The organism is Streptomyces sp. NPDC006365, assembly GCF_042870755.1.
GTDB classification, from domain to species: Bacteria; Actinomycetota; Actinomycetes; order Streptomycetales; family Streptomycetaceae; genus Streptomyces; species Streptomyces xiangluensis.
Map to the genome: position 1 here is coordinate 1 of NZ_JBIAHS010000041.1, position 6142 is coordinate 6142.

8 protein-coding genes are annotated in these 6142 nt (G+C 66.7%); 6 read left to right on the forward strand and 2 right to left on the reverse strand.

All coding sequences use genetic code 11. From position 1 onward, the window contains the following. Positions 1-106: 106 nt before the first annotated feature. Positions 107-1414, reverse strand: coding sequence for an IS4 family transposase (locus tag ACFYO0_RS46310; RefSeq protein ID WP_388688478.1), 1308 nt, complete (start codon positions 1412-1414; stop codon positions 107-109). Positions 1415-2196: 782 nt separating this feature from the next. On the opposite strand from ACFYO0_RS46310, the gene ACFYO0_RS46315 reads away from it, so the two are divergent. Then, positions 2197-2733, forward strand: a complete 537-nt coding sequence (locus ACFYO0_RS46315; protein ID WP_388688460.1) for a hypothetical protein — start codon at positions 2197-2199, stop codon at positions 2731-2733. Positions 2734-2856: 123 nt separating this feature from the next. On the opposite strand, the gene ACFYO0_RS46320 is transcribed toward ACFYO0_RS46315, so the two are convergent. After that, a complete protein-coding gene (locus tag ACFYO0_RS46320) occupies positions 2857-3612 on the reverse strand; it encodes a GntR family transcriptional regulator (protein WP_351055758.1) in 756 nt (251 codons plus the stop codon). A gap of 78 nt (positions 3613-3690) precedes the next feature. On the opposite strand from ACFYO0_RS46320, the gene ACFYO0_RS46325 reads away from it, so the two are divergent. The 5 genes from ACFYO0_RS46325 to ACFYO0_RS46345 all read left to right on the forward strand — a co-directional run bounded on the left by ACFYO0_RS46325 (position 3691) and on the right by ACFYO0_RS46345 (position 5749). After that, complete coding sequence (locus ACFYO0_RS46325) at positions 3691-3969, forward strand: hypothetical protein (RefSeq protein ID WP_388688463.1); 279 nt, start codon at positions 3691-3693, stop codon at positions 3967-3969. A gap of 146 nt (positions 3970-4115) precedes the next feature. Then, complete coding sequence (locus tag ACFYO0_RS46330) at positions 4116-4286, forward strand: hypothetical protein (RefSeq protein ID WP_388688466.1); 171 nt, start codon at positions 4116-4118, stop codon at positions 4284-4286. Between the two features lie 199 nt (positions 4287-4485). Next, positions 4486-4710: a hypothetical protein gene (locus tag ACFYO0_RS46335; RefSeq protein ID WP_388688469.1), complete on the forward strand. Its 225-nt coding sequence runs from the start codon at positions 4486-4488 to the stop codon at positions 4708-4710. Beyond that, positions 4710-5450: a GntR family transcriptional regulator gene (locus tag ACFYO0_RS46340; protein WP_388688472.1), complete on the forward strand. Its 741-nt coding sequence runs from the start codon at positions 4710-4712 to the stop codon at positions 5448-5450. The genes ACFYO0_RS46335 and ACFYO0_RS46340 overlap by 1 nt, the downstream gene beginning before the upstream one ends. Next, a complete protein-coding gene (locus ACFYO0_RS46345; RefSeq protein WP_388688475.1) occupies positions 5447-5749 on the forward strand; it encodes a hypothetical protein in 303 nt (100 codons plus the stop codon). The genes ACFYO0_RS46340 and ACFYO0_RS46345 overlap by 4 nt, the downstream gene beginning before the upstream one ends. Positions 5750-6142: the final 393 nt, after the last annotated feature.

Sequence of the window (6142 nt, forward strand, 5' to 3'; positions counted from 1 at the left end):
AAGGACCTAGACAATCCTCATTCTTGCTGGTCAGAGGCACTTTCTGCTTTCCTGGCCGCCTGCCGGACAGCCCGCTTCATGAAAGCGCGAGGCTAACGTCGCGTCGCTACTTGGCTGGTGGTTGAGGTGTGACGCGGGGTGTCTCGTCTCGGCGGCAGATGGTGATCGTGTAGGTGACGTTGCCGGTGGGCACGGGTCCGGGTGCTCGGACGCGGTGGTTGGGTGCCTGTCTGGCCCGGGGCCTGACGCGGTGAGGCCTGCGGGGGATGAGCTGGGCCAGGGCGTCGGCCTGGACCAGGGCGATCAGCAGAGGCTGTCCCGCGGCCGGCCGGTAGTGCAGGTGTCGGCGGATGGTGCGCAGGACGGCGGTGAAGGAGATGCGGTCGGGATCCAATGGCCCCCCGGTCGTGGGGTCCAGGCTGGCTTGGGCGGCGCGTGCACGCTGGGACTGCAGGTATTGGTGGGTGATGAGCAGTCCGTAGACCTCCTGGATGACGCCGTTGGGGCTCTGCGAGCGCAGCAGGGGCCGGTGGTCGCGTTGGAGAATCTTGGCCTCGAACAGGCTGGTCTCGCTGTTCCAGCGCTCGGCGTAGACGGCGGCGACCTGCTCGGCCGGGGCCTGGTTGGGGTCCAGCAGGCTGGTGATCACCCGCAGCGGGCGGCTGCGGGGCACTCCGTGTTCGGGGGTGGCAGTGATGTCGGCGTCCACCACCCGTACCGGCACTCCGTGAGGGTGGCCCGGTGGCATGCGCCGGTTGCAGAAGCGGGAGGCGGCCTGACGCTGGCTGGACGCCCGGTCCGGCACGCAGGACAGGAAGCTTCCGTCCGCAAGTTCACGCAGGTGGGGCAGCCAGTGATGGGAGTGGGCACGGACGATGAAGTCGGCGCCGCAGGCGGCGATGTGGGCGAGGATGTCGTGCCCGTGAAAGGCCCGGTCCATCAGCACGAGTTGCCCGCCGGAGAGAGTCGACGTGATGGCCAGCTGTTTGGCCAGCGCGACCTCGTTGTCCCGGCGCGGGCCGAAGCGCGCGTCGAGAATGCCGCGGGTGCCGCAGGCGATCAGCAGGACCAGCTTGACCTGCGGGTAGCGTCCGGGCTTGTGACTGCCACCGGGTGGCGACCCGAACACCTTGATATTCGCCGGCGTGGGTGCGACGTCGAGGACCGTGCCGTCCAGCGCGAGCATCAGCAGGCGCCGGCCGAAGGCGAACGTGCCGGGCGACTGCGGTGTGGTCAAAGGCCCGCGCACCTGCTCGAACAGGACCTTCAACGGTTCAAAGCCCAGTCGTGCACGGGCTTTGGAGACGGCGGAGGTGCCCGCCACCCGTAACGCTTGGGTATGCACTGCGGTGCGCAGACCGTCGGTCAGCTTGCGCAGGATCTCGGCGTAACTGTCGCGGAAGTGCAGGCACATCGCCAGCACGAAGGGAGTTCTACCGGCTCCTCGACGGCGTCGTCATCGACGACGCCGAGGTCCTCAACAACAAGCTGCGCGAGTGGGAGGACTACTACAACTACCATCGCCCGCGTGGCGGCCTCGGCGGCCAGACCCCCTACGAACGCCTCAAGCAGAAGACCACGACTCAGGCGTAATCGATGATCATCAGTTGCACAGAGATCTGGTGCTTACAGTCGTGGCTCCGCGCTGAGGAGCGCTCTCGCTACGCACGGGTACGTCGGCGCCGGCATGTTCCTTCCGCCCTGTGTCCACCGCCGCCAGTGGTTGTGCTCACGGTCTCTTGCAGGAGGGTCTACGTGTGCACCAGTAGGTGCTGTCCGGGAGAGAAATTTCAAGATCTTCTCCCAGATTTCTCCCAGGAGGCCCTGGTAACCACTCAGGGGCCCGACCCGCGCTGCGGATCAGGCCCCTGACCTGGTACTTCCCTGTCGGGGTGGCGGGATTTGAACCCACGACCTCTTCGTCCCGAAGCAACTTGGGTGGGCGGTCGGCCTTGGGTCAGTGTGCCTTCCACCTGCTGCGATGGTCCGTGGGTGTGCGTGGTTGTCCGCCGCTGTTCCTCGGCGTTGTCACGCAGTTAGACACGCACTGTCCCTCGACGCCCTCGGGCGGAGGCATCGCTACGGCAGCCGAGAGAGTGGATGCCTGCGGAGGCCAGAACAAGGGCGAATCCGCGGCCCGCGAGTCAAGCCCTCTGACGTCAAGTAGCCTCTGTCTCCTCGCTATAGCGTGTGGCTATGTCCGCGTTTATACAACAGCTCCCCGCCTTGATGGGCGTGGTAATCGGCGCCCTCGGGTCGTACTTGGTGGTCATGCGCGGCGATCAAGCCCGCTTCCGTCGCGAGCAGGCGGCCCGATGGGAGGAACGGCGGCTGACGGTCTACGCCGACTACGCCCGGTCGCTGAAGAAGACCGTCACTCTGACCTACCGGATCGCGGCGCACCTCGGCAACGACCCTCACCCGCACCCCTTGTCGCCCGAGGAGGCAGCGCCTCATTTGGCCGATGCCAATGACGACCGGGATCCGGCCGGGGAAGCACTGCTGATGCTCGGCAGCCCGGATGTGGTGGAGAAAGCCCGCGAATGGGTCGTCACGGTTATGGACATGGAGGGATTCCTGCGAGACGGGTCCTATAGCCCAGAAACGTGGTCAGCCATGCTTGATCGCCAGCGCGCCGCGCGTGAAGGGTATTACGCGGCCGTCCGGCGCGACATGGCGCTCCCACCCGGCCATTCCGGGCGATGGCGACTCGCGCCGACCCAGACTCCCTGATCAGGGACTGTTATGACGGCCTGGAGCTGTCGCGCTCGGGGATTCGAGCCTGAGTATCACGTGGTTCGGCCGGCCTCGCCGTCATGCTCATCAGCCACCACGCCTCACCCAATGAAATGACCTCTAACGGTTGATTGGGATCTCGTAGACGATCTCGCAGTGAGCGGCGGGCACCACGATGTCCGCTGTCTCCACGGGCCGCCCCTGGTCGCTGTAGTACGTCCGGCGGATGTGCGTGACCAGAGCGGCCTTTTGGATGCCGAGAAGTGACGCCTCCTCGGCGGTCGCTTGCCGTGGCTCGGGCTGCTCCACGGCGTGGCTGACGGTGATGCCGATCTCGGCCATCCGATTCACGACGCCCGCTCCGGCGTGCGGCCCTCCCTCGGGGAGGACGACGAGAGTGCCGGCGGTGAGGTCGTACGGTTCCCAACTCGTCGACAACTGCACCGGCCTGCTGTCGGCGAGGAACTCGTACGCGGTACGGACGCATAGGTCGCCCTCGGCGATACCGAGACGCGCCGCGATCTCCGTCGGCGCCGGGACCTTGGCGTCGGTCCGACTCTCCCAGTCCCCCTGCCTGCCCACAGCCTTCATGTCCGCGCGGAACGGGGACCCGTCGGGCTGCTCGCGCGCCGCCGAACGGACAACTCGCACCCGCTGCCGGGGCTCGGCGACATACGTACCGGAACCGGCACGGCCCTCTAGCACGCCCTGGGAGATCAGCAGCTCCTGTGCGCGGCGCACCACGTTCTCGCCCACGCCGCACTCCTGGCCGATCTGGGCGCGGGAGGGAAGACGGTCCCCCGGCTCCCACACGTGCTCCGCGATCCGCCGCCGGAGTTCGTCAGCGATGCGGAGATAGGGCGGCTGCTCAGGCATATGGAAAATCTAGTCCACTAGCTCTAATCTAGTTAACTAGCTTCACTCAAAGTGATCGCCAGTGACGGAGGCTGCCCTGTGCCCGCTTCGGGAGTCAGCGCGGCGGCCATCGCCGCCCGGTTATCGGCCGTCGGGCTCCCCACGCGCGTGGGGGAGCACGCCCGACACACGACGGTCGAAGCGGAGGTACCGGAATCGCTCTCCGCCGAGTCATGGCGGGAGGCCCTGGAGACGGTGGCCGAGGCCGATCAATTCGGGCTTCTCGCCACCAGCCTGAACGGCCGCACCCTCTGGGCGGTCGTACGCAAAGCGGTCCCCACGACGGGCGATGTCGGGGGACCGAGCCATCAGCGATAAGGAGCTGAGCAGCGTTGCTCAACCGTATCCGTCGTGCCGTCTCGCTCACCAGGGAGCGGCACCGCCCCAAGGGCAGGCACCGCCGCCCCTTAACATCCTCCCGGCCGACAGCCGCCTTGGCACACCCTGCGCTCACCGACAGGTCGATGACCGCCCAGGGATGGCACTCGGACCGCGCGGACTCGCTCGCGGGTGAGGACATCGCGCTCGTCCGTCCGTACATGCTGGCCTGGGAGAAGCGCGTACGGCAGCGCTCGATTGTGGTAGCTCGCCATTTGCCGGCTGAAGCCTGGTCCGCCCTCGCGGGGGTCCGCTGATGCCTCCTCGCCAACGGCCTCGCATCACGCACGCTGAAGCCGCTTCCTACCGATCGTCCTCATGCCGGATCGGCACGCACCATGCCTGTGCGGAGTCCTCCCCCGCCGCGGCGCCGATCGACATTCCGGTGATCTACGAGGCATGCGACTGCCCCTGCCACTCGGCATTCGACCAGTCCACGCTTGCGGAGGTGAAGCGGTGAGGGAACGGGCACCCAGCGGCGCGCTGGTATCCACCGTCGAGATCACCTCGACCACCGTGCAGTGCGGCGACGTCATACAGGTCGGCGGCCGGGCGTGCCGGGTGAGCAACCTCTTCCAATTGCCCCACGGGGCCAAGCAACTCCCGTTCGAGTCGGGTGAGTTGCTGACCATGCACACTCGGACCCGGTTCGTCGCCGTGCGGATGCTGAGAAGGCGGTGATGGACTCCGTGCCTTCTCGCCATCACAGCATTGCCGATGACCTCCGACACCAGATCACGACCGGCCGCATCAGGGCCGGCGAACGCCTTCCCTCTGAGACCCAGCTAGCAGGTCAATACAGGGTCAGCACGCCGACGCTGCGGAATGCTCTCGCAGTGCTTCAGGGGGAAGGCCTCGTCGAGAAGATCCACGGCAAGGGGAACTTCGTTCGTCGCCCCCTCCGCAAGATCACATACGTCGGCGGATGGGGCACGTTGGACCCGTGGACCGCTGCTGACGCGGCTCTGCGCGTCACTGTCCGCACCACCGCGATCCGGGCGCGCGGGCATCTGACAGCCCTGTTGAAGGTGCCGAACGGTACCCCACTGACCGAGTTCCTCTGCATCAGCCACGAGGGAGAGTCGCCGCACAGCCTGGCCCGCCTCTACGTCCCGCGTGACCTGACGCCGACCTCAGTGCTCGGCGACGGAACCCCAAGCGAGGGGATAGTCACGAGGTTCGCCATGCTGAGCCCCCCGCCGGCCGAATTCCGGGAGACGGTATGCGCCCGCCTCCCGACGCCGGACGAAGTCTCGACCCTCCGGATCAGCTCCGCCGTGGCGGTTCTCGCGATCACACGCGTCGACGCCGACAGCGCTGGGCGGGTCGTTGAGGCCGCGCTTCTGGTGTTCCCGGGGGACCGCGTCGACGCGGTCTTCACCACCCACCACGTGATCGAGGAGAGGCAGACACAAGGATGACAGCCCGAAACGAACTACGGCTTCTCCCGTGGTCGGGGCCGGAGGGCAAGCCCTGCTATCTCAGCACCGACGACCGCGATGGCTACATGTCCCGCCTGGCGGACGACATTGAAGCGGTCCAACTCGGGATGGCGGCTGATCTGCTGGAGCAAGCACTAGAAGTACTCGGTGACGAGGATGCGGAGTCGGGGGAGTTGCGCCCTCTGGCGACGAAGCTGACCGAAGCCTTGTGGGACGTGCTCCGTGTCGCAACCAGCCGCGGGCACCTCTTGGCGGTGAGCGAACCTCACCACTCCTGAAGGACAATCAGAAGCCGCGACTGGCCGACCTTGGCTTCGCAGTAGCGCACTCATGGGGGGAGAAGCCCCGGTCCCTGACCGGGGCTTCTCCCCCCATTCAAGCTAAGCCGGTCCGGATCGACGGCAGTTCCCTCAGCTTGGGAAGCTGCGATCAATTGGCGCTGGTCGCGGTGCTGGCCTGGGGCGGATGACCTGCGTACGGCCTCGCGGGATCGGCTTCTTTCGCCGTGGTTCCCTGCTATTCCCCGCCCGATCTGGTGCGGTTGTGGTGCGGCGGGGAGTCCGTCATGTCTATCAATGAGGTCTTTCAGCGTGGCCACTGATCGAGTGATGGCGTAGCCGCCCGCAACGGACAAGGCTCCCGTGCCGTTGAGGGAGGTGTTCGACGTCTCA

Bases quoted from the DNA above. Each gene is read 5' to 3' on its own strand.
- ACFYO0_RS46310 (WP_388688478.1), bottom strand. From the start codon at position 1,414: ATGTGCCTGCACTTCCGCGACAGTTACGCCGAGATCCTGCGCAAGCTG.
- ACFYO0_RS46315 (WP_388688460.1), top strand. From the start codon at position 2,197: ATGTCCGCGTTTATACAACAGCTCCCCGCCTTGATGGGCGTGGTAATC.
- ACFYO0_RS46320 (WP_351055758.1), bottom strand. From the start codon at position 3,612: ATGCCTGAGCAGCCGCCCTATCTCCGCATCGCTGACGAACTCCGGCGG.
- ACFYO0_RS46330 (WP_388688466.1), top strand. From the start codon at position 4,116: ATGACCGCCCAGGGATGGCACTCGGACCGCGCGGACTCGCTCGCGGGT.
- ACFYO0_RS46340 (WP_388688472.1), top strand. From the start codon at position 4,710: ATGGACTCCGTGCCTTCTCGCCATCACAGCATTGCCGATGACCTCCGA.
- ACFYO0_RS46345 (WP_388688475.1), top strand. From the start codon at position 5,447: ATGACAGCCCGAAACGAACTACGGCTTCTCCCGTGGTCGGGGCCGGAG.